The organism is Caulobacter sp. GW821-FHT10C03 (genome assembly GCF_059415485.1).
This window is the reverse complement of sequence record NZ_JBWKNI010000007.1, coordinates 17,225-42,806: the sequence shown is the minus strand read 5'-3', so window position 1 is coordinate 42,806 and position 25,582 is coordinate 17,225. Positions and strand designations below refer to the sequence as shown.

The following is a 25,582-nucleotide window of genomic DNA, read 5'->3' as shown; positions in this document are numbered from 1 at the left end:
CCATGCGCGCGGTCGCTCTCCTGGCCGGTCTGGCCCTGGCCGCGCTCGGCGGCGCGCAGGCGACCGCCGCGTCGCTGCGCGTCAGCCCGGTGAGCCTGGACCTGCCCGCCGGCCAGAACGCGACCACCCTGACGCTGCAGAATGACGACGCCGCGGCGCTGAACGTCCAGATCCGGGTCTTCCGCTGGACCCAGGCCAACGGCCGCGACGTGCTGGTGCCCGCCACCGGCGTCGTCGTGAGCCCGCCGATCGCCAAGGTCGACCCGGGCGCCAGCCGCACGGTGCGGGTGGTGCGGCTCGACGGCCGCCCGCCGGAGGCCGAGGAATCCTACCGCCTGATCGTCGACGAACTGCCGCCGCCGCTCAGCGAGACCGGCCGGCAGGTCACGCTGCTGATGCGCCATTCCATCCCTCTCTTCTTCGGTTCCGGTCGCGAGCGGCCCAAGATCGAGTGGCGCCTGCGGCCGTCCGAGGACGGCGGCGCGGCCCTCGTCGGGCGCAACACCGGAACCCGTCGCCTGCGCCTGGCCAACCTGCGCATCGGCGACGCCAGCGGCGCGGTCCTTGCCGAACGCAAGGGCCTTGTGGGTTATGTCCTGCCCGGAGCGGAAGTCTCCTGGCCCGCGGGGGCGTTCCAGCCCGCCGCCGGCGTGCGGCTGATCGCCGACACCGACACCGGGCCAATCGATGCGCCGCTCAAGAGCGACTGAAGCGGTCGCCCTCAGTCTCGCCTTCGCCGCCTTGGGAACCTCGGCTTCCGCTCAGGACCTGCCGCTGCCGGACCTGAAGGCTATCGAGACGATGCGTGAAGACCTTCAGCTGGAAGTCTGGATCAACGGGCGCAACACCGGCCTGGTGGCCGCCGTCGCGCGCGAGGCCGACGGCCGCCTGGAGATGCGCGCCGACGAGATGCGGGCCGTGGGCCTGACCGCCAGCGGCGTGGGGCTGGTGGATCTGTCGGCGCTTCGCGGGCTGTCGGCGGCCTATGACGACGTCGGCCAGCGGCTGATGGTCAATGCCGACATCGACCTGCTCGCCGTCCAGCGCTTCAACCTGGCCGCCAACCGCGATGCGGCCGGGGCGCCGCGCCAGGACCTGGGCGCGGTGCTCAACTACGTGTTCTCCGCCGACGGCGGCCAAGTCGACGATAGCGATGGCCTGGGGGTGGATTCGCTGGGCCTGGCGCTCGACGGCCGCGTCTTCGGCCGCTTCGGAACCCTCTCCAGCAGCGTGGCGGCCAGCCGTGTCGGCGACACGGGACGGGTCGTGCGGCTCGACACGACGTGGTCCTGGTTCGAGCCTCGGCGGATGATGGGGCTGAAGGCCGGCGACTACATCAACGGCGGCTTCGCCTGGACCCGCCCGATCCGGATGGCCGGCTTCCAGCTGCGGCGCGACTTCGCCACCCGCCCCGACATCGTCACCATGCCGTCGCCGCGCCTGGCGACCACGGCCGCCGCGCCTTCGACGCTGGAGCTCTACGTCAACGACACCCGGATCCTCAGCCGACCGGTGGGCGCCGGTCCGATCGAGATCGACGGCCTGCCGCCGGGCCAGGGCTACAGCGACGTGCGCCTGGTCCTGAACGACGCGGCCGGCCGGCAGGTGGCCGTCAGCGCGCCGTTCTTCGCCACGCCCCTGCTGCTGCGCAAGGGCCTGGCCGACTTCTCGGCCGAGGCCGGCTTCGCCCGCCGCGGCTTCGGCGTCGAGTCCGCCGACTACGCCGGTTCGCCCATCGCCTCGGCCAGCCTGCGCTACGGCGTGCTCGACGCCCTGACGGTGGAGGGTCATGTCGAGGCCGGCGGGGGCCTGATCCAGGGCGGCGGCGGCCTGACGGCCCAGGTCGGCGGCCTGGGCGTTGTGTCGGGCTCGTTCGCCGCCAGCCGGACCGACGACGAGAGCGGCGCGCTGGCGGCCGTGGTCTTCGACAGCCGCTTCGCCGGCTTCTACCTGTCGGGCATGAGCATGCGCGCCACGGCGGGCTATCGCGATCTGGCCGCCGTCACCTCGCGCCCCTCGTTCTACCGCAACTGGAAGATGGGCGGCGACGAGCCGCCGCGCGCCATCGACCAGTTCACCGTCTCGACGCCCCTGCGGCTGGCCCTGCTGATGCGCAAGGGCGAAGCGCCTGTGGCCAGCGCCTCCTACAGCGCCCAGACCGCCGCGGCTGGTCCGCGCCGCCAGGTGTGGAGCGGGTCTCTGCGCCATACCTTCGGCGAGCGCCTGACGGCCTATCTCACCGGCTATGTCAGCCGGGGAGAACAGCGCGACACCGGCGCTTTCCTGGGCCTGTCGGTGCCGCTGGGCGCGCGCAGTTCCTCGTCTGCCGGCGTGCAGGTCCAGGGCGACGACACCACCGCCTTCGTCGAGGCCAGCCGGGCCGAGACCCAGGCCGACGGAACCTATGGCTGGCGGGCCCGCATCGAGCAGGGCGCTCACCAGGGTTTCGAGGGGCAGGCGGCCTATCGCGGTCGCAACGCCCGCGTTTCGGCCGCCGCCCAGTACGCCGACGGCGCGGTGCGCGGCCAGCTGCAGGTCGATGGCGCGGTGGCCTGGCTCGGCGGCGTCGCGGCGACCACCAACCGTCTCGAGGGCTCGTTCGCCCTGGTCGAGGTCGGCGCCCCCGACGTGCCGGTGCTCTACCAGAACCAGAAGGTTGGCCGCAGCGACCGCAACGGTCGCCTGCTGGTGCGCAATCTCGAGGCCTTCGACGTCAACCGCCTGTCGATCGACAGCCAGGACCTGCCGCTGGAACTGGAAGCCGCCCAGACCGAGCGCAGCGTGGTCCCGATGGCCAACGGCGGCGCGATCGTCCGCTTCGGCGTCGGCAAGACCCCGCCGGCCGTGCTGCTGACCCTGCATCGTCCGGACGGAAGCTTCGTGCCGCCCGGCGCCGAGGTGATCCGCGCCGGCGTCGCCGAGCGGGTCATCGTCGGCTACGATGGGCAGGCGTTCCTGACCGGGGTGAGCGAAGACGCCGACCTGCGCGTTGTCGTCGAGGATGGAAACGAATGCTTCGCGCGCCTGGTCATCGGCGCCGTCAGCGAGGGAGGCCGGCATGTGGTCGACGCCGTCTGTCGTTAGCCTCTGGCGGGCGCGCCTCGTCGCCCTGACCGGCCTGCTGGTCGCCGCCTTCGTCTGGTTCGGTGCGCCGTCCTCGGCCCAGGCCGCCGCTAGCTGCACGGCCTCGGTCACCAGCGTCAATCTCGGCTCGACCCTCAGTCCGCTGACGGCGGGGACGGTGGACGCCACGGCCAATCTGAACTTCAGTTGCACGGGCCTGACGTCGCTGCTCTCCTACACCCTGTGCCCTAATCTCGACGCGGGCTCGGGCGGCTCGAACGGCTCGGGCGGGCGCTATCTGGTCGGTCCCGGCGGGGCGACCGTGGCGTTCCAGATCTATCAGGATGCCGGCCGCACCCAGCCCTGGGGATCCTCGTCCCTGCTGGTGTTCGGCACGGTGCCGACCATAACCGCCAGTCCCGGCACGGGAACCTCGATCAACGTCAACCAGACCGTCTATCTGCGGCTGACGACCACGACGACGACCGTTCCCGGCGCCTATTCGACCAGCTTTTCCGGTCAGAACTTCTTCTGGGGCCTGAACCTGCTGAGCTGCGCGGGGGTGACGATCGGCTATGCGGTCGTGCCGGCGACCTTCACCTACAGCGCCACCCTGATCCCCGACTGCACGATCTCGACCGGCAATCTCGGCTTCGGAAACGCCGGCGTGCTCAGCGCCGTCAAGGACGCCCAGAGCGCCATGTCGGTGACCTGCACCAAGGACACCCCCTACGCCATCGGGCTGGACAACGGCCAGCAGGGAACCTCGGCCACGGCGCGGCGGATGAAGGCGGGAAGCGAGTACGTCACCTACGGCATCTACCATGACGCGGCGCGCGCCTCGCCCTGGGGATCGACGGCTGGCCAGACAGCGGGCGGAACCGGCACGGGCGGCGCCCAGCCGCTGACGCTCTACGGCCGCGTGCCGGCCCAGACCACGCCGGCGCCCGCGACCTATGGCGACCAGGTGGTGGCGACGGTCACCTACTGATCAGGTCCCCAACCAGATCCCAGGCGAAGGCCCCGCCCTCGAAGCAGTCCGCGCCCCGGCCGATGGCCTCGATCGCCGCCGACATCCGTCCCTCACGACCTAGCGCCGCATCGGCCAGGGCGATCATCAGCCGGTTGGGCGTGGCCGAAGGCGACAGGCGCCGCAGGGCCTGGGCCAGTTCCGCTTCGTCGCGGTCCAGGCGTCGGGCGCAGGCCAGAATGAAGGCCGCCGCCGTCGAGCGGCTGACCCCCGCATAACAATGCAGCAGCAGCGGTCGTTCGCCGGTCCAGCCCTCGGCGAAGGCCAGCAGGGCGGCGATGGTGTCCGCGCTGGGCGCGATCAGGCCGGCACGCGGCTCGGCGATGTCATGGAAGGCCAGATGCAGCCGTTCCACGCCCTCGACCGGCGATAGCTCGGCGGTTGGCGACAACAGGCTGACGAGGTGCGAAGGCCGATGCGCCGCCAGATGCTCGTCCAGCCGGCTCAGCGGGCAGACCGCCAGGATCACGCCAGCACCGCCGCCAGGCCCAGCAGCGCGCCCAGCTCGGCGACCTGCTCGATCCCGCCCAGCACGTCGCCGACATAGCCGCCGATCAGCCGGCGGGAGGGCAGGGCCAGGGCGATGGCGAGGGCGGCCGCCAGCGCCAGGCCGACCAGGGCGGCGGTCGGCGGAACCAGCAACAACGGCCACAGGCCCAGCAGGGCGGCGACCAGCACCTCGGCCGGCTTCACGCCGTCGGGCGCGGGCTTGTACTTGGCGTCGGCGCGGTCGCTGACGTGGGGCAGGGCGGCCATGGCGGCGACGGCCGCCACGCGTCCGACGCCGTGGGCGGCCAGTAGGGCCAGGGCGGCGTTCAGGGGCGTCAGCGTCGCCAGGGTCGCGGCCTTCGCCCCCAGCACCACGACCAGGGCCAGGACGCCGTAGGTCCCGACCCGGCTGTCCTTCATGATCTCCAGCCGCCGCTCGCGGGTCTGGCCGCCGCCCAGGCCGTCGGCGGTGTCGGCCAGGCCGTCCTCGTGGAAGCCGCCAGTCAGCAGGAAGCCCGCGCCCAGGGCCAGGATCGCCGGAACCCAGCCGCTCCACACCTGGCTCGCGCCCAGCAGCACGAGAGCGCTGAGCCCGCCGACCAGCAGGCCGACCAGCGGGAAGTAGCGGGCCGAGCGGGTGATCCAATCGGGCTCGAAGCCGCGCAGGGCCGGGGTCGGCAGGCGGGTCAGGAACTGCACCGCGCAGAGCAGCAGCTGGACCTGCCGGCCGATCATCCCAGCACGTCGGCGAGGTCGGCGACTTCGTTCAGCAGGTTGGCGGCCGCCGCCAGCAGCGGGGCGGCCAGCGCCGCGCCCGTGCCTTCGCCCAGCCGCAGGCCAAGATCGAGCAGGGGCCTGGCGTCCAGGGCCGCCAGCATCGCGGCGTGACCTTTCTCGGCCGAACCGTGGGCGAAGACGCAGTAGTCGAGGGCTTCGGGCGCCAGGCGCACGGCCGCCAGGGCCGCCGCGGTGGCGATGAAGCCGTCCACCAGCACCGGCCGCCGGCGCGCAGCCGCGCCGAGCACCGCGCCTGCCATCATGGCGATCTCGCAGCCGCCGAACTCGGACAACACGGCGAGGGGCTCGGTCGCGTCGCTGCGCTCGGCGGCGCGGGCGATCGCGGCGACCTTGCGGGCCAGACCGGCCTCGTCGTGGCCCGTGCCCTGGCCAACGCAGGCCTCCAGCGGGGCCGGCGCCAGGCGGTGCATGACCAGGGCCGCGGCCGAGCTGTTGCCGATGCCCATCTCGCCGATGGCCAGCACGTCCGCCTCCTGAAGGGCGCGGCCGGCGATTTCGATCCCGCGCGTCAGGGCCAGAGCCGTCTCGTCCGGCGTCAGCGCCGCCTCGCGGGCGGCGTTGCGGGCGCCCAGGCGCACCTTGGCGTCGATCAGGTCGGGATGAGCCGGCAGCTCGGCGGCGACGCCGGCGTCCACGACCTTCACCGACACGCCCGTGGCCTTGGCGAAGGCGTTGACGCTGGACCGGCCGCTCAGGAACAGGCCGATCATCGCCACGGTGACGCTCGACGGATAGCTGGAGACGCCTTCTTCGGTCAGGCCATGGTCGCCGGCGAACACCAGCAGCGCGGTGCGGGCGGCGCGGGGCGAGAGGCTCCCCTCGATCAGGCCCAGCTGGACGGCCAGGTCCTCGATCCGGCCCAGCGACCCCGGCGGCTTGGCCTTGCCGTCCAGCTTGGCGCGCAAGCTGGCTTCCAGGGCGCGGTCGACGGCGGGGATGGCGGTGGGCGTGAAGGTCATTGCACAAGTCTCCAGCCGGCGGCGCAGGCCAGGGCGACCAGCAGCCACAGCAGGGCGCAGGACCGGCGGTAGATCCGCAGGCCCCGGCGCAGGTCGGTCAGGTCGGGCGCGCGGCCGTCGCCGAAGCTCGGGCGCTCCGTCGTCTCGCCGTCATAGCGGGCCGCGCCGCCCAGCTTGACGCCCAGGGCGCCGGCCATGGCGGCTTCCGGCCAGCCGGCGTTGGGCGAGGCGTGCTTCTTGGCGTCGCGGCGCATGACGTCCCAGCCCTTCCAGCCTGCGCCCAGGCAGATCAGCAGGCCGGCCAGCCGCGCGGGGACGAAGTTCATCACATCGTCGGTCCGGGCGGCCGCCCAGCCGAACGATCGCCAGCGCGGCTCCATGTGGCCGATCTGGCTGTCGGCGGTGTTCACCGCCTTGTAGGCGAAGAGGCCGGGCAGGCCGAACAGGGTCAGCCAAGAGGCCGGGGCCACGACTCCGTCGTTGAAGCTCTCGGCCAGGCTCTCCAGCGCCGCCGCCGTGATCCCATGCAGGTCCAGCTCCTCGACGTCGCGCCCGACGATCCGGCCGACCGCGATACGGGCGGCGGGCAGGTCGCCGGCCTCCAGCGGGTCGAGCACGGCCATCACGTGCTGGTGCAGGCTGCGTTGGGCCAAGCCCAGGGTGGCGATCAGCGCCACCGCCAGGGTCGCCAGCAGGCCGCTGTCGAACATCGACTCCAGCGCGCCGCCGATCAGCACCGCGCCGAGGATCAGCAGCGCCACGGTGACGACGCCCAGCTCCCGGCGGCGCAGTTCCGAGGTCCCAGGCCGGTTCCAGCGCCGCTCCAGGGCGTCGATGGCCTTGCCGACCCAGGTGACCGGATGGGGGATGGCCGCGTGCAGGCTCGCCGGATAGCCGACCAGGGCCTCGATCACGAGGGCCAGCGGAGGGGCGAGCAGCAGCGGTTCAGCCATGGCGTCCGACCAGTTCGATCAGCGGGCCGGTCTGGCCCTCCACCACCCTTGCCGTGACTCCGTAGGCCCTGGCCAGGACATCCGGGGTCAGGGCCTCGCGCGGCGGGCCATCGGCGATCAGCTTGCCGTCCACCAGCACCAGCACCCGGTCGGCCAGGCGCGCGGCCACGGCCAGGTCGTGCAGCGTCATGACCACCCCCTGGCCGTCCCTGGCGGCGAAGTCGCGCATCAGGTCCACGGCGTCGAGCTGATGGCCGGGATCCAGCCCCGCCAGCGGCTCGTCGGCCAGCAGCCACGACGGCTCGCCGGCCAGCACCCGGGCGAACAGCGCCCGGCCGCGCTCGCCGCCCGACAGGCTCTTGACCTCGCGCAGGGCCAGATCTTCGAGGTGGGTCTGCTTCAGGGCCTTGGCCACGGCCAGGTGGTCGGCCTCGGAGAGACCGCGCGCGCCGCTGTGCGGGGTGCGGCCAAGGCCCACCAGGGTCTCGACATCGACGGCCCAGGCCACCTCCGGCGTCTGCGGCAGGAAGCCGATGCGGCGGGCCCGCTCGCGATGCGCCAGCGAAGCCAGGGGCGCGCCGCCCAGGATCACGCTACCGGCGTCCGGCTTGCGCAGGCCCGCCAGGCAGGCCAGCAAGGTCGACTTGCCCGCGCCGTTGGGGCCGACGACGGCGGTCACCTCGCCGGGGCGGAACGCCGCGCTGACGCCCTGCAGCACCGGGCGACCGCCCAGGGCGACGGTAAGGTTCTCGGCGGAAAGCGGGGCGCTCATGCAAGCCTCCGGCGCATGGTGATCAGGAGGGCCAGGAAGAACGGACCGCCGACGGCGGCGGTGGCCACGCCCAGCCGCATCTCGGCCGCCGACGGGGTCAGGCGCACCATGATGTCGGCCGCCAGCACCAGGGCCGAACCGGCCAGGGCCGACGGCACGAGCAGCGCCCCAGGCCTATGCCCGACCAGCGGCCGCACCAGGTGGGGAGCGATCAGGCCGACGAAGCCGATCAGGCCCGTGACGGCCACGCTGGCGCCGGAAGCGACGCCGACGCCGACGGCCAGCAGCACCCGCACGGCCGACAGGTTGACGCCGAGGGCCGCGGCTCCGGTCTCGCCAAGGGTCAGGGCGTCCAGCGAGCGCGGCAGGGTCAGCAGCACGGCCAGGCCCGCCACGATCAGCGGCACGGCCAGCCGCACCTCGTCGACGCTGCGGTCGGCCAGCGAGCCCAAGAGCCAGCTGATGATCTCCTGCGCCGCCCATGGGTTCGGCGCCAGCGACAGAGCCAGCGCGACGCCGGCGCTGGCCACGGTGTTGAGGATCACGCCGGCCAGCAGGAAGGTGACCGTGCCGCCGGTCGTGCCGGCCAGGGCCAGCATCAGGCCGACGCCGATCGCCGCGCCCAGCACCGCGCAGGCCGGCAGCAGCCAGGTCGCGGTGAAGGCCAGGCCCAGATAGAGGCTCATCACCGCCCCCAGCGCCGCCATCGACGAGACGCCCAGCACGCCCGGATCGGCCAGCGGGTTGCGGGTGTAGCCCTGCATGGCCGCGCCCGACATGCCCAGCGCCGCGCCGATGGCCACGGCCAGCACGGTGCGCGGCAGGCGCAGTTCGAAGATGATCGCCCAGCGCGGGTCGGACCGGTCGACCCAGGCGCTCCACGGCGCCCAGACGCGGCCGCTCATCAGCGACAGCCCGAAGAGGACCGCCACGGCCAGCAGCAGGCCGGCGATCAGCAGCCAGGTTCGGCGGTTATGGCTCATGCTCGGGCCTTCAGGGCGTTGCGGCGGGCGGCCGCCAGGGTCGCGGCGGTGTGGATCAGGGTCGGGCCGCCGCAATAGAGCAGCCGCTCGGGGAAGGTCTCGCGGGTCATGCGGTGGCTCACCTTGGCCAGGGCTGGGTGGTTGAGCATCCGCTCGGCCCAGGTCGGGGCGTCGGGACGGGCCTGTCCGGCCAGCAGCACCTGCGGCGGATCGGCCAGCAGCCGCTCCAGCGGGACGTTGCCCCACTTCTTGAGGCCGTAGCGGCTGGCGACGTTCTTGAAACCGGTGCGGGTCAGCATCTCGTCGACCAGCGTGCCTTCGCCGGCCGCGAAGCCGTTGGGCTGGAAGACCAACGCCTCCAGCGGCCTCGATCCCGGCGGCGGCGCGGCGTCGGCCAGGGCCCGGTCGATGCGGGCGATCAGAGCTTCACCGCGCTCCGGGTGACCGGCGGCGGCGGCGATGCGGCGGATGTCTTCCTGGTTCTCGGCCCAGCTGTTGGGCACCTTGAAGAGCTCGGCCCGCACGCCTAGCCTCTTGAGAGCCGCGCGGGTGGCGGGCGAGGAGTGGGCGGCGCTCAGCACCACGTCGGGCCTAAGCGCGATCACCTCCTCGGCGCTCTCGTAGGTCATCGGATAGGACTTGGCCCGCTCGGCGATGCTCGACTGCTGCGGATCGCGGGCGTAGTGGCTGAGCGCCGCGATCTGGTCGCGGTCGGCCACCTCGACCAGCACGCCGTCCAGGCAGGGATTGAGGGAGACCAGGCGCGGCTTCTTCGGCGCGGCGGCGCCGAGGCCGACGACAAGGCTAGCCCCCAGAGCGACCCGCCTGCTGAAACCAGTCAAAACTCCACCCCGCGCTGGGCCTTGAAACCCTGCTCGAACGGATGCTTGACCAGGGTCATCTCGGTGACCAGGTCGGCGATCTCCAGGAGCTGCGGCTTGGCGTTGCGGCCGGTCAGGCAGACATGCTTGTCATTGGGGCGGGCCTTCAGCACTTCCACCACCTCGTCGATGTCGAGATAGTCGTAGCGCAGGGCGATGTTGATCTCGTCCAGCAGCACGAAGTCGAGCGTCGGATCGGCGATCATCGCCTTGCTCTCTTCCCACGCCGCCTTGGCCGCAGTGACGTCGCGCTCGCGGTCCTGGGTGTCCCAGGTGAAGCCTTCGCCCATGACGCGGTAACGCACCTGGTCTGGAAAGCGGCTGAAGAACAGGCGCTCGCCGGTCTTCCACTTGCCCTTGATGAACTGCACGACACCCACCTGCATGCCCCAGCCCAGCGAGCGGGCGACCATGCCGAAGCCGGCCGAGGACTTGCCCTTGCCGTCGCCGGTGTGGACCAGCAGCAGACCCTTCTCCAGGGTCTTCGATTTCATCAGCTCTTCACGCTCGGCCTTGAGGGCGCGCATCGCCTCGGCGTGCTGCTCGTTGGCGTTGTCGCTCATCGCGGGGTCTCCAGGGCGGCGGCCAGGCGCGCCCAGTCGGCGTCGAATCCGGGCAGGCCGAAGCGTAACAGGCTCGGGTCGTGATCGAAGGGCCGCGTCAGGATCCCGGCGCGCGCCAGGGTCTCGAAGCGGACGGCTGCGTCGGTCGCACGGGCCAGGCGGAACAGGCTGGTCCCGCCGACCACCTCGAACCCGGCGCGGGCCAAGAGAGCGTCCAGCCGCGCGGCGTCGTCGGCCAGGCTCGCGCGCGTCGCGTTCGCCCAGGCGGTGTCGGGATAGGCCGCCAGGCCCGCGGCCAGGGCGGGGGCGGAGAGGGGCCATTCGCCCAGGGTCTCGCGCAGGCGTCTGGCGAGCGCCGGCCGGGCGATCACGAAGCCCAGCCGAAGTCCGGCCAGACCGTAGAACTTGCCGAACGAGCGCAGCACGATCAGCCGCTCATGGTCCGGCGCGCCGGCGAACGGGGCGACCGACAGCGACGGCTCGCACTCGACGAAGGCCTCGTCGACCACCGCGCCGCGCTGGCCTAGCGCCAGCACCGCCTCGGGCGCCAGGCTGCGGCCGTCGGGATTGTTGGGGTTCACCACCACGCACAGGTCGGCCTCGTCCGGATCGGCCACGACCTCGGAACCGACGCGCCGCCAGGCGAGCGGGTGGCTGGAATAGGTGGGAACCGGCAGGCTGACCCTGCCGCGAGGCAGGATCTTGGGCAGCAGGCGGATCGCCGTCTCGCTGCCGGGCACGGCGACCACCCGGGCGGGATCGTCCACGCCGAAGGCCTTCGCCGCGACGGCCTCCAGCCGCGCTAGGTCGGCCGGATCGGGCAGGCGGCCCCAGTCCTCGAAGGCCTGGGGCGGAACCGGATAGGGGCGAGGATTGATCCCCGTCGACAGGTCCAGCCACGGCGCGGGCGCATCCGGAAAACGCGCCCGCGCCGCCGCCAGGCGGCCGCCGTGTCCGGAAAGGGACGACGGCGAACCGCTCATCAGAACTTCGCCCGGACGCCGGCGAAGGCGCCGCGGCCCACCGAGCCGTAGCGGTAGATGGTCTGGTATTCCTTGTCGAAGAGGTTCTCGACGCGGCCGAACACCTCGAAGGTGTCGTTCAGGGGATAGGCGGCCCGCAGGTCGAAGAGGGCGTAGCTCTTCAGGCGGCGGGTGTTGGTGGCGTTGTCGTAGCTCTCGCCCACGTACTGCACCGAGACGCCCGTGGTCAGGCCGCTCTTCCAGTCGTAGTCGGCGTTCAGGTTGGCCGTCTCGCCGGCGCGGCGCGGAAGGCGCTTGCCGTTGTTGGTGGCCGAACGGTTGATCGGGTCCATGTTGGTGTAGTTCGCCGTCACCTTCAGCGACGAGGTCACCTCGATGGTGGTCTCCAGCTCCACGCCGCTGGTCTCCGTCTTGGCGAAGTTGGCGTAGCCGCCGTAGTTGGGCGGGGTGTTGTTGGAGACGTAGTCGATCTGGTTGGTGATGTCGCGGTGGAACCAGGTCAGGCCCGCGCGCACGCGACCGTTCAGCACGCTGTGCTCGACGCCCAGGTCGACGCTTTCCGACTCCTCGGGCTTCAGGTTCGCATCGCCGTAGATGCTGTAGAGCTGGTACAGCGACGGGGCCTTGAAGCCCTCGCCGTAGTTGGCGCGGAATACCGTCACGCCGCCGTTGGGGCTGTAGGACGCGCCGGCCTGGTAGACCGTGGCGTCGCCGAAGGCCGAGTGGTCCTCCCGGCGCACGCCGCCCGTCAGGGTCAGGCCCTCGACCGGCTGGGCGCGCAGGTGCAGGTACAGGCTGTCGGTGCGCGCGGCGTGGCTGTCGGGCGTCGGGTTCGGTTCCCATTCCGACGGCGAGGCGGTGCGGAACCACGAGCGCTCGGTCTCGGCCCCGAAGGTCGCGCGGAGGATCTCGCTGACCTGCCAGGTGCCCTGGTATTCGAAGCGCTTGTTGGTGCCGCGGGCGTCGAAGGTCTTGGGGACCGACGAGCTGGGATCGAAGTTGTCGCGGTCGGTCTGGGTGTAGCCGAAGCCGAGGCGGTTTTTCAGCGCGCCGTCGAAGGCGCTCAGGCGCACGCCGGCGTAGCTGACCAGTTCCTTGGTCTTGCCGTATTCGGGGCTGTCGGCGAAGGCGTAGGTCGGGGCGGGGAAGCCGTCGAATTCGTTCTTCGAGGCGGCGTAGGACGTGCGCAGGTCGACGGTGGCCCAGTCGGTGACGTTCAGGTCCAGGCGACCGCTGACGCCCGCGTTGCGGTAGCCGTCCTTCTCCTTGCCGCCGTACGACTTGCCGAAAGCCGAGACGCCGTCGGTGGTGTAGTAGGCGCCGGCGATGCGCCAGCCGCCCCAGTCGCCGCCGGCGCTGAGCGCGGCGTTGCCATAAGCGGTGTCGCGCGAGCCGATCTCGGTCGCCAGCTGGGTGGTGAGCGGGCCGCTGGGCGTGGCGGTCAGCAGGTTGACGACGCCGCCGATGGCCTGGCTGCCCCACAGGGTCGATTGCGAGCCGCGCAGCACTTCGATGCGGTTGACGTTGCCGGCCAGCAGGGTGGCGAAGTTGTAGCCGCCGCCGGTCGAGGACGGATCGTTCAGCTTGACGCCGTCGATCAGCACCACGGTCTGGTCGGTTTCAGCGCCGCGGATGCGCAGCTGGGTCGTGCCGCCGACGCCGCCGTTGCGGGTGACGGTGACGCCCGGCGTGCGCGACAGCAGGTCGGAGATCACGACGGCCTGGGCCTTCTTTAGGGCCTCGGCGTCGATCACCGTCATGCTGGTCGAGACTTCCGACAGCTTTTCGGGCTCGCGACCGGCGGTGACCACCACCTGATCGACTTCGGCCACGGCCGTATCGGCGAAAGCCAGGCCAGGCAGGGCCAGGGCGGGAACTGCGGCCGCCAGGGCCAGCAGGGAAACAGGGCGCATGTCATTCCTCCGTGCGCGACAAGAAGGAGCGTGTTCTCGTGAACACGCCCGGACCGAAGCGTCGCCATGCGGGAAGACCCGATCGTACGGCGCACCCCGGCCGGACGAAGGACGACCGCGACAGGCAGGTCTCCTGGCTCGCGGGTCATCGTTGCTGCGCGTCGCCTTCCCAGTTCTCTTCCGAAGAACAGACCCAGTGGCATGTGACGCGCGAACTCGCCGCTTACAGTTGCGGGGGCAGCCCGGGTTTCACACCCGAGTTCCCTTTTCATCCTCTTTGGGAGGAACCTGTCGCGCCGGCTGGACTATAGGGTGCGCCGCACACCGTCAATCTGGAGTTCCCCGTTGTCACTGACCCTGGTTCTAGGCGGCGCCCGCTCGGGTAAGAGCGCTTTCGCGCAAGGGGCGGCCGAGGCGAGGGCCGCCGCGGTCGGCGTCCGACCGGTCATGATCGTCACCGCCCAGGCCTTCGACGCCGAGATGGAGGCGCGCATCGCCCGCCACCAGGCCGATCGCGGCCAGGCCTGGACCACCCTGGAGGCGCCTTTCGATCTCGCTTCCGCCTTGCGCGGCCTACCGCCGGGCGGCGTGGCGGTGGTCGACTGCCTGACCCTTTGGTTGACCAACCTCATGCTGGCGGAAAAAGATCTCTCGACCGAAGCGGCAGCGCTGGTCGCGGCGGCCTCGGCCTTCGATGGCGAGCTCTGGCTGGTGTCCAACGAGGTCGGCTGGGGTGTCGTGCCTGACAACGCCTTGGCCCGCAGGTTCCGCGACGAGGCCGGCCGGCTGCATCAGGCCCTGGCGGCCGCCGCCGACGCCGTCGAACTGGTCGTCGCCGGACTAAGCCTGCGGATGAAGTGATTCCCGACGCTCTCGCCCCGATTGCTCAACTTTCGGCGATGCGACGATTGCGCACGCAGACACCGGGGGCGCAGGCATGGTTAAGACCTATTTACACATTCGAATTCACTTAATTCGACGGGCGGGCTGCCATGCGACGGATCCTCATCGCCGAAGACGACATGCTGCTTGGCGGCGTCTACGAGGTCCTGCTGGAAGAGGCGGGGTTCGAGGTGCTGTGGAGCCGTGACGGCCAGGAAGCGCTGGAAGCCTTCGACGCCTTCGCGCCCGACCTGCTGATCACCGACAACGCCATGCCGCGCATGACGGGCGCCGAACTGATCCGTTCGCTCGAAGGGCGGGGAACGCCGGTGCTGATGGTCTCGGCCAGCGATCCGAGCGTGCTGCAGGTCGAGCCCGACCAGTGGCTCGAAAAGCCGGTGACGCCGGCTCGCCTGCTGTCGGCCGTGCGCGCCATGCAGCGCGCGGGCGTTCAGGCCGCGGCCTGAAGTCCCACCGCCACGGCGGTCGCGAACAGTCCCAGACCCAGACCCCAGGCGGCGCAGAAGGCCAGGGTGGGGTGGCGCTGCCACCAGCGCGGCTGGGGAACCCCCGTGATGGTCTTGTCGGTCATGCGGTCGTCTCGCGTGGTCGTCGATAAACCAACGCGAGACGCCCCGCCTTCAGTTCCCTCTAGCCGCCGAAGCCGCGCGAGCCGCCGCCGAAGCCGCCGCGCGAGATGACGCTGCTGCGGCTCTGCACGCGGGTCGGGGCCTCGTAACGCGACGGGGCGTCGAAGCTGTCGGTGCGCACCCGGCTGCGGCCGGTCAGGTAGTCGCGCGACACCGGATAGCCCGAGCCGCTGTAATAGGTGCCGTCGCGGTCGCGATACATCGGCGCGCCGCGATAGCCGCGGTTGCTCATGCCTTCCAGCGCCTGGCCGATGATGAAGCCGGTCAGCAGCGGGGTGAAGAAGCTGCCGCCGCCGTTGGCCTGGCTGCGCGGCACGCACTGGTCGACGCCGTAGCGCTCCTCGCAGCTCTGCTGGTCGGAGAACTTGGGCGCGTTCTCGGCGCTGGCCTTCTGGGCCTCGTCATAGGCCGTCTGGCACTGGTCGGCCGTGAAGTCGCCCGAGGCCTTGCACTCGTCGAGATTGGCGAAGCTGGAGGCGTCGACCTTCTTGCCCGAGACGGCCGCGGGGGGATCGCCCCACTGGGTGGCCGAGCCGGGATCGTCGCACGCGACCAGGGTGAAGGCCGAGCCGGCCATCAGGCCCGTCAGCGCGACGGCGCTCGAGCGCTTGCGGCGGCGGGACGGGGCGGGGGAGTGGGCGTTCATGTCCGGCCTCACGAGGTCATGCAGGCGGCGTTCAGCAGGCCGACGGCCAGCGAGATCGAGGCCAGATAGACGCCGGCGGCGACCTCGGCCTTCTCGATCCGGTCGATCAGGTCCTTGAGCACCGTGAACCGCACCAGGGTGAAGGCGGCGATCTGGATGACGGCGGCCAGCAGGGCCCAGGCGGCGAACTCCAGCAGGCTGACGGTGTGGCTGAGCGCGGAAGCCAGCGGCAGCACGTAGCCGACCACGGCGCCGCCCAGGGCGATGGCGGCGGCGACGTTGCCCTCGCGGATCAGCTTGGCCTCGTTGTAGGGCGTCACCGCCTGGTAGACGATCTTGAAGATCACCGTGAACACGCCGGCGGCGACGAAGGCCACCAGGAAGGCCAGGGCGCTTTCGCCGAAGGCTTGGACGTCGAACATCTCTAGTTTCCCCTATGGACCGTGGTTCAGGCGCGGAATTCGCCGACTTCGAGCGGCACGCCGATCATGGTTTCGAACGAGACCTCGCGGTCCTCGGTCTCCATCTCGATGGCCAGCAGCAGTTCGCGGCCCTCGCCCGGAAGATCTCGGGCGAACAGCATGCAGGTCTGGAAGATTCGCCGGTCCGGGATCCCGTCCCGGTCGTCGTGCAGGTCTTCCCAGAAGGTCACGGGCTCCTGGCTCTCGGCTTCCTCGCCGAACCAGAAGCGGTGGTATTCGGGCAGGCCGGCGGGCGTGAAGGTCCGGGCGCGCAGGCGCTTGCCCCAGGCGTCGCGATCGGCGCGGCTGCCCGGATAGGCGCTGTCCCAGGGGACGAACAGGGTGACGTCGGTCAGGCGCTGACCCTCGCGGTCGTCGGAGACCGCCTGAAACATCACGTGGTCGTCGGTGTAGAACCGGTGCACGAAGCCGCCGTCCTTCAGGTCCACCAGGCCCTGGGCGGTGATCTCCAGCGTGTCGTGGTCGAGCGGGAACTTGCTGTCGGCGCCGAAGCGCTTCCAGGCCAGAGGGTCCAGCCAGACGGTCCGCCCCAGCGTCACGTTGCGGATGGCGGGCAGGGCCGACTCGGGAGCGGGCTCCTTGCGGCCGAATAAGCGACTGAACATGGCTGGTCCCTGAAAGAACGCTCCCTCATGTACGGCGCCAGCCTGCGCTGTAAAAGGGGCCATGCTCGCTCTCGACGACTGGCCTTCGGTCTCCCATCTTGTATGAAACGGCCAAGATGGCCCGCGAAGAGGATGACGACCCGATGAGTCAGACGCCCTGGACTGTCCGCTCCCTGAAGGCGGCCCTGGACGAAGCGCCCGGCGTGGGCGCCGACGAGCTGAGCGTGCGGGTGCTGGAAGGCTCCGACCCGATCCTGCTGGTCACCATGCACTGGCAGGGCGACCTCGAGATCTATGTCAGCGTCAGCGACCAGCAGATCGCCGCCTCGGCCCTGCTGTGGCCCGTCGACGAACAGGAAGACCGCCACGCCTTCAACGAATTCCTGCTGAAGGCCCAGAAGCTGGTGCCGCTGTCGAACTTCGGCATCAGCGCCGTCGGCGGCCGCGACTACTACGAGCTGTTCGGCGAGCTTTCGACCACGACCTCGATCGAGGATATCGTCATCGAGCTGCGCACCCTCGCCGAAAACGCCATCGAGGCCGCCTCGGATCTGCGTACTTCGTTCTCCACCGCCGCCTGACCCTAACCGAAATTTCCCGGAGCCCTCCGATGTCCATCTGGCGCAAGCTGTTCACCCTGGGTCGCGCCGGCGCCCACGAAGCCACGTCCGCCGTCGTCGACGCCAACGCCATCCGCATCCTCGACCAGGAGATTCGCGACGCCGACACGGCCCAGGCCAAGGCGCGCGACAACCTGGCCACCCTGGTCGCCCGTCGGCGCATCCAGGAGAACGACGTCAAGAGCCTGCGCGAGCAGGTCGCCAAGTACGAGAACTCGGCCCGCGCCGCCGTCACCAAGGGCGACATGGACCTGGCCCGCCAGGTGGCCCAGCGCATCGCCGACCTCGAAAGCGACATCGCGCTGAAGGAGCCGCAGATCGGCGGCATGCGCGAGGCCGAGGATCAGCTCCACACCGCCATCGCCGCCACCGACCGCCGCATCGACACGCTCAAGCGCGAAGTCGAGGTCGTGAAGGTCAATGAGTCGGTGCAGCGCGCCCAGGCCGCCGTCACCGCCCGCGGCGCGGGCGCCGGCGCGTCCCTCGGCTCGGCCGCCGACAGCCTGGCGCGCATCAAGGAGCGCCAGATGGTCCGCGGCGAGAAGATCAAGGCCGCAGGCGAACTGGAAGACCGCCGCACCGGCGCGGATCTCGACGAGAAGCTGCGCGTGGCCGGCATTCTGCCCGGCCAGTCGTCGGCCGACGACATCCTGGCCCGCCTCGCGCCGCAGCCGGCTCCGCTGCAGATCGAGGACAAGGCCGCCGACGGTTCGAAGACCGAATAGGACCCCGCGTGCGCCGTCTTTCCCTGACCCCGCGCCCAGACTGGCGCGAGAAGGCCGAAGCCATCGGCTTCGTCTACCACCACACCGGCGGACAGGCCTATTGGGACGAAGGGACGGCGTACGCCTTCACCCTGCGCGAGATCGAGGAGGATCTGGAGCCGGCCGCGGCCCAGCTTCACGACCTGTGCCTGGATCTCGTCGACGAAGCGGTCGCCAGCGAAGAGCTTCTCGAGAAGCTGGCGATCCCGCCCGAGCACTGGGACTTCGTCGCCGCCTCCTGGCGCGCCAAGGAGCCGTCCCTCTACGGACGGTTCGATTTCGGCTATGACGGCTCCGCGCCGCCCAAGCTCTACGAGTACAACGCCGACACCCCCACCAGCCTGTTCGAGGCCGCCACCTTCCAGTGGCTGTGGCTCGAGGACCTGCTGGCGCAGGGCGCGCTGCCGGCCGGGACCGACCAGTTCAACAGCCTGTTCGAGGCCATGCGCGAGCGCTTCGGCGTGCTGTTCCCCAAGGGCGGCTTCGTGCACTTCGCCAGCGACGCCGACGCCGTCGAGGACCGCCAGACGGTGCGCTTCCTCGAAGATCTGGCGTCCCAGGCCGGCCTGGACCCCAAGTTCGTGGCCATGGACGCCATCGGCCTGAACGAGGAGGGCCAGTTCGTCGACACCGACGGCTACCTGCTGCAGGCGGCGTTCAAGCTCTATCCCTGGGAAGACATGCTGCGCGAGCCCTACGCGGCCAACCTCGCGACGGCGAAGGTCCGCTGGCTGGAGCCGCCGTGGAAGGCGATCCTGTCCAACAAGGCGATCCTCCCGCTGCTGTGGGAGCGCCACAAGGGCCACCCCAACCTGCTGGAGGCCTATTTCGAGGGCGACCCGGCCGCCGCCAATCTCGGCGCCAACTATGTGCGCAAGCCGCTGTTCTCGCGCGAGGGCGCCAATGTCGAGATCGTCGGGGCGGGCGCCGAGCCGGTGCTCGACCAGGGCTACGGAGCCGAGGGCGCGATCGTCCAGGCCTTCCACCCGCCGCCCAGCTTCGACGGCAGGCATCCGGTGGTCGGCGCCTGGATCGTCGGGGCCGAGCCCGTGGGCATGGGCATCCGCGAGGACGACAGCCAGGTCACCAAGAACCTCGCGCGCTTCGTGCCGCACATCATCGAGGGCTGAGCCTCCCCCGGGTGGGGAACCACCTCTCCGTAAAATCCCCGCGAAAGCGGGGACCCAGGCTTTTTCTGAAACGCGGGGCGCTCGACGATAAAGCACCTGGGCCCCCGCTTTCTCGGGGGATTTACGGATGTGGGGGAGGGCGAGGCTCGTGCTAGGCTCCCCCAAATGAGCGACTCCAACGACCACGGCCCGCCGGGCGAGACCCCGATCCAGCGCGCCCTGCGACTCAAGCAGGCGGCGCTGGCCGCCCGTCCCAAGCCGCCGCGCGGCGGTCGCTTCCAACGTGAGCAGGCCAACCGTATCGCGGCCGGCTCCTCCAAGCCGTGGAACAGCTGATGGCCGGTCTCAAGGACAAGCGTGGCTTCATCGACAAGGAGCGCCTCGACCTCTCCGAGCGCCAGGCCGTCGAATATTGGATGAAGCGCTGGGGCGTCACCCGCGACCAGCTGACCGCCGCCCACCGCAAGGTCGGCAAGATGACCAAGGACATCGCCGCCGAGCTCGGCAAGAAGCGCTGAGCGGCGAGGGGCGCTCGCCCCCTCGCTGGCCCCATGAGTCCGTCCCGCGACTCCCGCTGTGCGATCACAATCCAAATCGGCGACGCGCGGTGGTCGTCCGCCAGTCCCGAAAAGGCGGCGTGATTGTCCGTGTGGCGACGTTTCGTGCCTTTGAAATGGCGAGCGCCGTCAAACTGCGATCAAGACAACGTTGTCATAGCAATGATTTGCTGAATTCTTGGCAAAACTGCGGGAACGCAAAGCGCAGGTGGACGCGTTCTTGGCCAAAATGCTAGGGAGGCCACGGATATTGCACTGCGGGATTCAAGAACGCGGTCATGTTCCAGGGCGAGACGACCCCGATAGAGGGCGCGGCCTTTTTTCACTTTATCGCAGGGTGAATTCAAAATGCCGGTTGAGACGCTGACGAAGTCCCTTTGGGTCTATTCGTTCGGGGGAGGCGGCGCCGATGGCGACGCTTCGATGAAGAACCTCCTTGGAGGGAAGGGCGCGAATCTCGCTGAGATGTCGTCGCTGGGCCTGCCCGTTCCGCCTGGCTTTACGGTCACCACCGAGGCCTGCGTCCACTATTACAGCAACGGCAAGCAGTACCCGGCCGAGCTGGCCGGACAGGTCGCCGCAGGCCTGGCCAAGGTGGAAGCCATCACCGGCAAGCGCTTCGGCGACGTGACCAACCCGCTCCTGGTGTCGGTGCGCTCGGGCGCCCGCGCCTCGATGCCGGGCATGATGGACACCGTGCTGAACCTGGGCCTCAACGACGAGACCGTCGAGGGCCTGGCCAAGCTGTCGGGCGACCGCCGCTTCGCCTACGACAGCTACCGCCGCTTCATCCAGATGTACTCGAACGTCGTGCTCGACCTGGAGCACCACATGTTCGAGGAGATCCTCGACGACCATAAGGACCGCCTCGACGTTCACGTCGACACCGGCCTCACCGCCGACGACTGGGCCGCGGTCATCAAGGACTACAAGGCCGCCGTCCAGAACGAGCTGGGCAAGCCGTTCCCGCAGGACGCCCAGGAGCAGCTGTGGGGCGCCGTCGGCGCCGTGTTCGCCAGCTGGATGAACGACCGCGCCAAGTTCTATCGCCGCATGCACGACATCCCCGAAAGCTGGGGCACGGCCGTCAACATCCAGTCGATGGTGTTCGGCAACATGGGCGACACCTCGGCCACGGGCGTGGCGTTCACCCGCAACCCGTCCAACGGCGACAACCGTCTCTACGGCGAGTTCCTGATCAACGCCCAGGGCGAGGACGTCGTCGCCGGCATCCGCACCCCGCAGTCGCTGACCAAGGCCGCCCGCGAAGAGATGGGCGACACCTCGCCGTCGATGGAAGAGGCGATGCCGACCGTCTTCCAGCAGTTCAAGACCGTGGTCGAGACGCTGGAACGCCACTACCGCGACATGCAGGACATCGAGTTCACGGTGGAGCAGGGCGTGCTCTACATGCTGCAGACTCGCAACGGCAAGCGCACCGCCAAGGCCGCGCTGAAGATCGCCGTCGACATGGCCGCCGAAGGCGTGATCAGCAAGGAAGAGGGCGTTTCGCGCGTCGAGCCGGCCTCGCTGGACCAGCTGCTGCACCCGACCATCGATCCGGCCGCCCACCGCGACGTCGTCACCGTCGGCCTGCCGGCCTCGCCGGGCGCGGCCACCGGCAAGATCGTCTTCGACAGCGACGAGGCCGAAAAGGCCGCGGCCAATGGCGAAAGCGTCATCCTCGTTCGCGAAGAGACCTCGCCGGAAGACATCCACGGCATGCACGCCGCCCGCGGCATCATCACCGCCCGCGGCGGCATGACCAGCCACGCCGCCGTCGTGGCGCGCGGCATGGGCCGTCCCTGCGTCTCCGGCGCCGGCGACGTGTCGATCTTCGCCAAGGAAGGCCTGTTCCGGGCCAAGGGCCGCGAGTTCAAGGCCGGCGAGATCATCACCATCGACGGCTCCACCGGCGAGATCCTGGCCGGCGCGCCGAAGATGATCGAGCCCGAGCTGACCGGCGACTTCGCCACCCTGATGGGCTGGGCCGACCAGGTCCGCCGCCTGAAGGTGCGCGCCAACGCCGAGACGCCGCTCGACGCCAAGACCGCCCGCCAGTTCGGCGCCGAAGGCATCGGCCTGTGCCGCACCGAGCACATGTTCTTCGACGACACCCGCATCGCCGCGGTGCGCGAGATGATCCTGGCCGACGACGAGGCCGGTCGCCGCACGGCCCTGGCCAAGATCGCGCCCTTCCAGAAGGCCGATTTCGTCGAGCTCTTCACGATCATGGAAGGCCTGCCGGTCACCATCCGTCTGCTCGACCCGCCGCTGCACGAGTTCCTGCCGCACACCGAGGAAGACGTGCAGGCCGTGGCCCAGGCCACGGGTCTCGACGCCGCCAAGCTGCTGCGCCGCGCCAAGGAGCTGCACGAGACCAACCCCATGCTCGGCCACCGCGGCTGCCGCCTGGGCGTCTCCTATCCCGAGATCTACGAGATGCAGGTCCGGGCCATCGTCGAGGCCGCCTGCGAGATCGCCAAGTCGGGCAAGGCAGCGCCGGTGCCGGAAATCATGCACCCGCTCGTCGCCAAGGGCGAGGAGATGAAGTACCTGCGCGAACTGACCGACCGTGTCGCCAAGGCGGTGCTGGCCGAGCAGGGCGTGGACCTGAAGTACACCGTCGGCACCATGATCGAGCTGCCGCGCGCCGCCCTGCGGGCCGGCGATCTGGCCGCCAACGCCGAGTTCTTCAGCTTCGGCACCAACGACCTGACCCAGACGACGTTCGGCATCAGCCGCGACGACGCCGGCAAGTTCCTCGGCGCCTATATCGACAAGGGCATCTTCGAAAAGGACCCCTTCGTCAGCCTCGACCAGGAAGGCGTCGGCGACCTGATCCGCATCGCCGCCGAGCGCAGCCGGGCCGTGCGTCCGGACGCCAAGCTCGGCATCTGCGGCGAGCACGGCGGCGATCCGGCCTCGATCGCGTTCTGCGAAAAGGTCGGCCTCGACTACGTTTCCTGCTCGCCCTACCGCGTGCCGATCGCCCGCCTGGCGGCGGCGCAAGCGGCCCTGGCCGGGAAGTAGGGAAGGGGTCTCTCCTCGAGACTGCGACAACTTGAAACGGCCCCGCTCCACGAGCGGGGCCGTTTTTCGTCATTCGCCCGCTTGCACGAACATCGATAGGAAGCTATCTAAATAGATAGCAAGCTACCTATCGTTCTTCGAGCATCGTTCCATGACCGACGTCCGCATCCTCAGCGAGCGCACCTTCACCGGCGCCATCCTGCGCTTGGCGCGCATCTACCGCCGCGAGGTCAACCGCGCCCTGGCCGAGCACGGCCTGTCCGACGCTCGCGCCCTGCCGGTGCTGCACATCGCCCGCGCCGGCGGCGGCATCCGCCAGGGGGTGCTGGCCGAGGAGCTGGGCGTCGAGGGACCGTCCCTGGTCCGCGTGCTCGACCAGCTGTGCGCCGCCGGCCTCGTCGAGCGCCGCGACGACCCGGCCGACGGCCGCGCCAAGACCCTGCATCTCACCCCCGACGGCCAGGCCCTGGCCGTGATCGCCGAGGACACCGTCCAGTCCGTCCGCTCGCGCCTGCTGGTCGGGGTCAGCGACGAGGATCTTTCCGCCACCCTGCGCACCTTCGCCGCCTTCGAGGCGGCGCTGGAAGCCGCCAACGGGCAGGGGGCTTAAGTCCCCGCCATGCCCAAGTTGGATCGGTGGACGCTGCTGTTCTCGCTGAACAGCTTCGCGGCCGCCATGCTCGCCCTCTGGATCGGTTTCGCCGTCGGCCTGCCGCGTCCGTACTGGGCCATGACCACGGCCTATATCGTCAGCCAGCCCCTGGCCGGCGCCGTGCGCTCCAAGGCGCTCTACCGCGTGCTCGGCACCATGCTGGGCGGCGCGGCCGCCGTCGCCCTGGTCCCGGCCCTGGTCAATGCGCCGGTCCTGCTGTGCCTGGCCTTGGCCCTGTGGGTCGGCGGCTGTCTGGCCGTCTCGCTGCTGGACCGCACGCCGCGCAGCTATGTCCTGATGCTGGCCGGCTACACCGCCGCCATCATCGGCTTTCCGGCCGTCAGCCAGCCGTCGGCCATCTTCGACCTGGCCGTCTGGCGCGTGGTCGAGATCGGCCTCGGCATCGTCTGCGCCACCCTGGTCCACAGCCTCGTCTTCCCCCGTCCGGTCGGCACGGTGCTGCGCGCCCGCCTGACCGCTTGGCTGGGCGAGGCCGACCGCTGGGCGCTCGACGTGCTGAAGGGCGCCGACGCCCAGGCCTTCGCCCGCGATCGCCGCCACTTGGCCGCCGCCGCCAGCGAGATCCAGATGCTGGCCGTCCACCTGCCGTTCGACACCTCGCGCCTGCGCGAGACCACCGGCGTCGTCCGCGCCCTGCACGAACGCCTGCTGATCCTCATCCCGCTGCTGTCGGGCCTGTCCGACCGCATGCTGGCCCTCAAGGACGTCCGCGACCCGGCCGCCCGCCGGGCGCTCGACGCCGTCGTCGCCTGGATCGAGGCCGGGGCCACGCGCGGCCCCGGGCTGGAGCTGATAGACCACCTGCGCGCCGAGGCCGCCACGCGCCGCGGCGGCGACTGGAACGCTCTGCTGGTCGAAAGCCTGCTGGTGCGTCTGGCCGAGACCGTCCAGGCCCTGGCCGAGGGCCACGCCCTGATGGTCCGCTTCGAGAACCCCGACGCCCCGCTGTCGCCGGCCCTGGCCGCCGCCACGCTCACGGCCGCCCGCCGCCGCATGCACAGCGACTTCCCGCTGGCGCTCCTGTCAGGAGCAGCGGCCGCCATCGCCGTCCTGCTGTCCTGCGCCCTATGGATCGTCTCCGGCTGGGGCGACGGCGCCTCGGCCCCGGTCATGGCGGCGGTGTTCTGCTGCTTCTTCGCGGCCATGGACGACCCCGTGCCGGCCATCCGCAGCTTCGGGATCTTCACCCTGGTCTCGCTGCCGCTGTCGGCGCTCTACATGTTCGCCGTGCTGCCGGCCATCGACGGCTTTCCGCTGCTGGTCCTGACCCTGGCCCCGCCGCTGCTGTTCATCGGCCTGTTCATTCCCAACCCCAAGACCATGGGGGCGGCGCTCGCCGTGCTGATGGGCTTCTGCAACGCCATGGCCCTGCAGGAGACCTTCAGCGCCGACTTCGCCAGTTTCCTGAACGTCAATCTGGGCCAGTTCGTCGGCCTGGGCGCGGCGATCTTCGTCACCGCCGCCATGCGCTCGATGAGCATCGACGCCGGAGCCCGCCGCCTGCTGTCGCGCACCTGGAAGGGCCTGGCCCGCCTGGCCCGCGCCCGCAACGCGCCCGAGCCCGCCGCCTTCGCCGCCACCCTGGTCGACCGCCTGGGCCTGCTGACCCCCAAGCTGGCTGCTGTCGGTGAACGCCATGACCTCGTCGGCGTCGACGTCCTGCGCGACCTGCGTGTCGGCATGAACCTCGTCGCCGTCCAGGGCGCGCGGGGCGAGGTCTCGGGCCCGGCCCGCGCCTCCCTCGACGCCGTGCTCGACGGGATCGGCGACCACTATGCGGCCCTGTCGGCCGGCCGCCGCCAGCCGCCGCACGCCGACCTGCTGGCCTGTCTCGACCAGGCCCTGACCCGCATGGGCCAGACCGTTTTCGTACCGGGCGGCGTCACCGGCCTCGTCGGCCTGCGCCGCAACCTCTTCCCCGACGCCCCCGCCTTTAATCCGGAGCCCGCCGCATGATCGGCGAATACAACATCGACGGCGTCTTCCTGTCGTCCGTCCTCGTCTCGGCCGTGGCCGCCCTGGCCGCCACCTTCGTGCTGCGCCGCGTGCTGTCCTGGACCGGCGCCTACCGCCTCGTCTGGCACCCGGCGCTCTTCGACACCGCGCTTTTCGTCATCCTCTGGGCCGCCGCCGTGGCCCTCGTCCGTCCGTAG

The 25,582-nt window shown here is 70.6% G+C and carries 28 protein-coding genes and 1 riboswitch; of the genes, 14 read left to right on the top strand and 14 right to left on the bottom strand.

Going from position 1 to position 25,582, the window contains the following annotated elements; all coding sequences use genetic code 11:
* Window positions 1–2: 2 nt before the first annotated feature.
* The 3 genes from AC07NG_RS11015 to AC07NG_RS11005 are packed head-to-tail and all read left to right on the top strand — an operon-like array spanning window position 3 to window position 4,054.
* A complete protein-coding gene (locus tag AC07NG_RS11015; protein WP_487291558.1) occupies window positions 3–710 on the top strand; it encodes a fimbrial biogenesis chaperone in 708 nt (235 codons plus the stop codon).
* Complete coding sequence (locus AC07NG_RS11010; protein WP_494594002.1) at window positions 688–3,084, top strand: fimbria/pilus outer membrane usher protein; 2,397 nt, start codon at window positions 688–690, stop codon at window positions 3,082–3,084. Before AC07NG_RS11015 ends, AC07NG_RS11010 begins: the two co-directional genes overlap by 23 nt.
* A complete protein-coding gene (locus AC07NG_RS11005) occupies window positions 3,059–4,054 on the top strand; it encodes a Csu type fimbrial protein (protein WP_494594000.1) in 996 nt (331 codons plus the stop codon). Before AC07NG_RS11010 ends, AC07NG_RS11005 begins: the two co-directional genes overlap by 26 nt.
* On the opposite strand, the gene AC07NG_RS11000 is transcribed toward AC07NG_RS11005, so the two are convergent.
* Genes AC07NG_RS11000 through AC07NG_RS10955 form a run of 10 tightly spaced genes read right to left on the bottom strand, consistent with a single transcriptional unit; the run spans window position 4,044 to window position 13,387 of the window.
* Window positions 4,044–4,562, bottom strand: coding sequence for a tyrosine phosphatase family protein (locus tag AC07NG_RS11000; protein ID WP_494593998.1), 519 nt, complete (start codon window positions 4,560–4,562; stop codon window positions 4,044–4,046). The genes AC07NG_RS11005 and AC07NG_RS11000 overlap by 11 nt on opposite strands.
* Window positions 4,559–5,317 (bottom strand): adenosylcobinamide-GDP ribazoletransferase, encoded by a 759-nt coding sequence (cobS, locus tag AC07NG_RS10995; RefSeq protein ID WP_494593996.1) that lies wholly within the window; start codon window positions 5,315–5,317, stop codon window positions 4,559–4,561. Before cobS ends, AC07NG_RS11000 begins: the two co-directional genes overlap by 4 nt.
* Window positions 5,314–6,339 (bottom strand): nicotinate-nucleotide--dimethylbenzimidazole phosphoribosyltransferase, encoded by a 1,026-nt coding sequence (gene cobT / locus AC07NG_RS10990; RefSeq protein WP_494593994.1) that lies wholly within the window; start codon window positions 6,337–6,339, stop codon window positions 5,314–5,316. Before cobT ends, cobS begins: the two co-directional genes overlap by 4 nt.
* Complete coding sequence (gene cbiB, locus AC07NG_RS10985; RefSeq protein ID WP_494593992.1) at window positions 6,336–7,292, bottom strand: adenosylcobinamide-phosphate synthase CbiB; 957 nt, start codon at window positions 7,290–7,292, stop codon at window positions 6,336–6,338. Before cbiB ends, cobT begins: the two co-directional genes overlap by 4 nt.
* Window positions 7,285–8,064: an ABC transporter ATP-binding protein gene (locus AC07NG_RS10980; RefSeq protein ID WP_494593990.1), complete on the bottom strand. Its 780-nt coding sequence runs from the start codon at window positions 8,062–8,064 to the stop codon at window positions 7,285–7,287. Before AC07NG_RS10980 ends, cbiB begins: the two co-directional genes overlap by 8 nt.
* Complete coding sequence (locus AC07NG_RS10975) at window positions 8,061–9,047, bottom strand: FecCD family ABC transporter permease (protein ID WP_487291566.1); 987 nt, start codon at window positions 9,045–9,047, stop codon at window positions 8,061–8,063. Before AC07NG_RS10975 ends, AC07NG_RS10980 begins: the two co-directional genes overlap by 4 nt.
* On the bottom strand, window positions 9,044–9,889 hold the full coding sequence (locus AC07NG_RS10970; protein ID WP_494593988.1) for an ABC transporter substrate-binding protein: 846 nt from the start codon (window positions 9,887–9,889) through the stop codon (window positions 9,044–9,046). The genes AC07NG_RS10975 and AC07NG_RS10970 overlap by 4 nt, the downstream gene beginning before the upstream one ends.
* Entirely contained in the window at window positions 9,886–10,491 is a 606-nt protein-coding gene (cobO, locus tag AC07NG_RS10965; protein WP_494593986.1) for a cob(I)yrinic acid a,c-diamide adenosyltransferase, read from the bottom strand. Before cobO ends, AC07NG_RS10970 begins: the two co-directional genes overlap by 4 nt.
* Entirely contained in the window at window positions 10,488–11,474 is a 987-nt protein-coding gene (cobD, locus tag AC07NG_RS10960; RefSeq protein ID WP_494593984.1) for a threonine-phosphate decarboxylase CobD, read from the bottom strand. Before cobD ends, cobO begins: the two co-directional genes overlap by 4 nt.
* A complete protein-coding gene (locus tag AC07NG_RS10955) occupies window positions 11,474–13,387 on the bottom strand; it encodes a TonB-dependent receptor plug domain-containing protein (RefSeq protein ID WP_494593982.1) in 1,914 nt (637 codons plus the stop codon). Before AC07NG_RS10955 ends, cobD begins: the two co-directional genes overlap by 1 nt.
* Window positions 13,388–13,493: 106 nt before the next feature.
* Window positions 13,494–13,694, bottom strand: a riboswitch (cobalamin riboswitch).
* Window positions 13,695–13,732: 38 nt separating this feature from the next.
* Here AC07NG_RS10955 and cobU point away from each other — a divergent pair.
* Window positions 13,733–14,248, top strand: coding sequence for a bifunctional adenosylcobinamide kinase/adenosylcobinamide-phosphate guanylyltransferase (cobU, locus tag AC07NG_RS10950; protein WP_494593980.1), 516 nt, complete (start codon window positions 13,733–13,735; stop codon window positions 14,246–14,248).
* Window positions 14,249–14,379: 131 nt separating this feature from the next.
* Window positions 14,380–14,736 (top strand): response regulator transcription factor, encoded by a 357-nt coding sequence (locus AC07NG_RS10945; RefSeq protein ID WP_487291572.1) that lies wholly within the window; start codon window positions 14,380–14,382, stop codon window positions 14,734–14,736.
* On the opposite strand, the gene AC07NG_RS10940 is transcribed toward AC07NG_RS10945, so the two are convergent.
* From AC07NG_RS10940 to AC07NG_RS10925, 4 genes are read right to left on the bottom strand one after another with little or no spacing between them, the layout of a single operon-like run.
* Window positions 14,721–14,861, bottom strand: coding sequence for a hypothetical protein (locus tag AC07NG_RS10940; RefSeq protein WP_487291573.1), 141 nt, complete (start codon window positions 14,859–14,861; stop codon window positions 14,721–14,723). The two genes, AC07NG_RS10945 and AC07NG_RS10940, sit on opposite strands and share 16 nt — an antisense overlap.
* Window positions 14,862–14,920: 59 nt before the next feature.
* Window positions 14,921–15,565: a DUF1190 domain-containing protein gene (locus AC07NG_RS10935; protein ID WP_492854874.1), complete on the bottom strand. Its 645-nt coding sequence runs from the start codon at window positions 15,563–15,565 to the stop codon at window positions 14,921–14,923.
* 8 nt (window positions 15,566–15,573) lie between these two features.
* A complete protein-coding gene (locus AC07NG_RS10930) occupies window positions 15,574–15,987 on the bottom strand; it encodes a DUF350 domain-containing protein (protein ID WP_487291575.1) in 414 nt (137 codons plus the stop codon).
* Window positions 15,988–16,013: 26 nt separating this feature from the next.
* Entirely contained in the window at window positions 16,014–16,652 is a 639-nt protein-coding gene (locus AC07NG_RS10925) for a YjfK family protein (protein ID WP_110118567.1), read from the bottom strand.
* Window positions 16,653–16,795: 143 nt separating this feature from the next.
* On the opposite strand from AC07NG_RS10925, the gene AC07NG_RS10920 reads away from it, so the two are divergent.
* The 9 genes from AC07NG_RS10920 (at window position 16,796) to AC07NG_RS10880 (ending at window position 25,582) form a co-directional block, all read left to right on the top strand.
* Window positions 16,796–17,233, top strand: coding sequence for a YjfI family protein (locus tag AC07NG_RS10920; RefSeq protein WP_110118568.1), 438 nt, complete (start codon window positions 16,796–16,798; stop codon window positions 17,231–17,233).
* Window positions 17,234–17,262: 29 nt separating this feature from the next.
* Entirely contained in the window at window positions 17,263–17,997 is a 735-nt protein-coding gene (locus tag AC07NG_RS10915) for a PspA/IM30 family protein (RefSeq protein ID WP_494593976.1), read from the top strand.
* 8 nt (window positions 17,998–18,005) lie between these two features.
* Window positions 18,006–19,166 (top strand): glutathionylspermidine synthase family protein, encoded by a 1,161-nt coding sequence (locus AC07NG_RS10910; RefSeq protein ID WP_494593975.1) that lies wholly within the window; start codon window positions 18,006–18,008, stop codon window positions 19,164–19,166.
* A 165-nt stretch (window positions 19,167–19,331) separates the two neighbouring features.
* A complete protein-coding gene (locus AC07NG_RS10905; protein WP_494593973.1) occupies window positions 19,332–19,502 on the top strand; it encodes a hypothetical protein in 171 nt (56 codons plus the stop codon).
* Window positions 19,502–19,684 carry a DUF3606 domain-containing protein gene (locus AC07NG_RS10900; RefSeq protein ID WP_110118570.1) on the top strand — a complete coding sequence of 61 codons (183 nt, stop codon included), beginning with the start codon at window positions 19,502–19,504 and terminating at the stop codon, window positions 19,682–19,684. Before AC07NG_RS10905 ends, AC07NG_RS10900 begins: the two co-directional genes overlap by 1 nt.
* A 387-nt stretch (window positions 19,685–20,071) precedes the next feature.
* Complete coding sequence (ppdK, locus tag AC07NG_RS10895; protein WP_494593971.1) at window positions 20,072–22,756, top strand: pyruvate, phosphate dikinase; 2,685 nt, start codon at window positions 20,072–20,074, stop codon at window positions 22,754–22,756.
* A 241-nt stretch (window positions 22,757–22,997) separates the two neighbouring features.
* Complete coding sequence (locus AC07NG_RS10890; protein WP_494594314.1) at window positions 22,998–23,366, top strand: MarR family winged helix-turn-helix transcriptional regulator; 369 nt, start codon at window positions 22,998–23,000, stop codon at window positions 23,364–23,366.
* Window positions 23,367–23,375: 9 nt separating this feature from the next.
* Window positions 23,376–25,385 carry an FUSC family protein gene (locus AC07NG_RS10885; RefSeq protein WP_494593969.1) on the top strand — a complete coding sequence of 670 codons (2,010 nt, stop codon included), beginning with the start codon at window positions 23,376–23,378 and terminating at the stop codon, window positions 25,383–25,385.
* The gene (locus AC07NG_RS10880) at window positions 25,382–25,582 is read left to right on the top strand and encodes a DUF1656 domain-containing protein (RefSeq protein WP_110118573.1); all 201 of its coding nucleotides are present in this window, start codon (window positions 25,382–25,384) and stop codon (window positions 25,580–25,582) included. Before AC07NG_RS10885 ends, AC07NG_RS10880 begins: the two co-directional genes overlap by 4 nt.

Coding starts and splice junctions, on each gene's coding strand:
- AC07NG_RS10880 (WP_110118573.1), top strand. CDS start 25,382: ATGATCGGCGAATACAACATCGACGGCGTCTTCCTGTCGTCCGTCCTC.
- cbiB (WP_494593992.1), bottom strand. CDS start 7,292: ATGGCTGAACCGCTGCTGCTCGCCCCTCCGCTGGCCCTCGTGATCGAG.
- AC07NG_RS10920 (WP_110118568.1), top strand. CDS start 16,796: ATGAGTCAGACGCCCTGGACTGTCCGCTCCCTGAAGGCGGCCCTGGAC.
- AC07NG_RS11010 (WP_494594002.1), top strand. CDS start 688: ATGCGCCGCTCAAGAGCGACTGAAGCGGTCGCCCTCAGTCTCGCCTTC.
- AC07NG_RS10935 (WP_492854874.1), bottom strand. CDS start 15,565: ATGAACGCCCACTCCCCCGCCCCGTCCCGCCGCCGCAAGCGCTCGAGC.
- AC07NG_RS11015 (WP_487291558.1), top strand. CDS start 3: ATGCGCGCGGTCGCTCTCCTGGCCGGTCTGGCCCTGGCCGCGCTCGGC.
- AC07NG_RS10915 (WP_494593976.1), top strand. CDS start 17,263: ATGTCCATCTGGCGCAAGCTGTTCACCCTGGGTCGCGCCGGCGCCCAC.
- cobD (WP_494593984.1), bottom strand. CDS start 11,474: ATGAGCGGTTCGCCGTCGTCCCTTTCCGGACACGGCGGCCGCCTGGCG.
- AC07NG_RS10955 (WP_494593982.1), bottom strand. CDS start 13,387: ATGCGCCCTGTTTCCCTGCTGGCCCTGGCGGCCGCAGTTCCCGCCCTG.
- AC07NG_RS10930 (WP_487291575.1), bottom strand. CDS start 15,987: ATGTTCGACGTCCAAGCCTTCGGCGAAAGCGCCCTGGCCTTCCTGGTG.
- AC07NG_RS10980 (WP_494593990.1), bottom strand. CDS start 8,064: ATGAGCGCCCCGCTTTCCGCCGAGAACCTTACCGTCGCCCTGGGCGGT.
- cobT (WP_494593994.1), bottom strand. CDS start 6,339: ATGACCTTCACGCCCACCGCCATCCCCGCCGTCGACCGCGCCCTGGAA.
- AC07NG_RS10885 (WP_494593969.1), top strand. CDS start 23,376: ATGCCCAAGTTGGATCGGTGGACGCTGCTGTTCTCGCTGAACAGCTTC.
- AC07NG_RS10900 (WP_110118570.1), top strand. CDS start 19,502: ATGGCCGGTCTCAAGGACAAGCGTGGCTTCATCGACAAGGAGCGCCTC.
- AC07NG_RS10925 (WP_110118567.1), bottom strand. CDS start 16,652: ATGTTCAGTCGCTTATTCGGCCGCAAGGAGCCCGCTCCCGAGTCGGCC.
- cobO (WP_494593986.1), bottom strand. CDS start 10,491: ATGAGCGACAACGCCAACGAGCAGCACGCCGAGGCGATGCGCGCCCTC.
- AC07NG_RS10975 (WP_487291566.1), bottom strand. CDS start 9,047: ATGAGCCATAACCGCCGAACCTGGCTGCTGATCGCCGGCCTGCTGCTG.
- cobS (WP_494593996.1), bottom strand. CDS start 5,317: ATGATCGGCCGGCAGGTCCAGCTGCTGCTCTGCGCGGTGCAGTTCCTG.
- AC07NG_RS10945 (WP_487291572.1), top strand. CDS start 14,380: ATGCGACGGATCCTCATCGCCGAAGACGACATGCTGCTTGGCGGCGTC.
- AC07NG_RS10940 (WP_487291573.1), bottom strand. CDS start 14,861: ATGACCGACAAGACCATCACGGGGGTTCCCCAGCCGCGCTGGTGGCAG.
- ppdK (WP_494593971.1), top strand. CDS start 20,072: ATGCCGGTTGAGACGCTGACGAAGTCCCTTTGGGTCTATTCGTTCGGG.
- AC07NG_RS10905 (WP_494593973.1), top strand. CDS start 19,332: ATGAGCGACTCCAACGACCACGGCCCGCCGGGCGAGACCCCGATCCAG.
- AC07NG_RS11005 (WP_494594000.1), top strand. CDS start 3,059: ATGTGGTCGACGCCGTCTGTCGTTAGCCTCTGGCGGGCGCGCCTCGTC.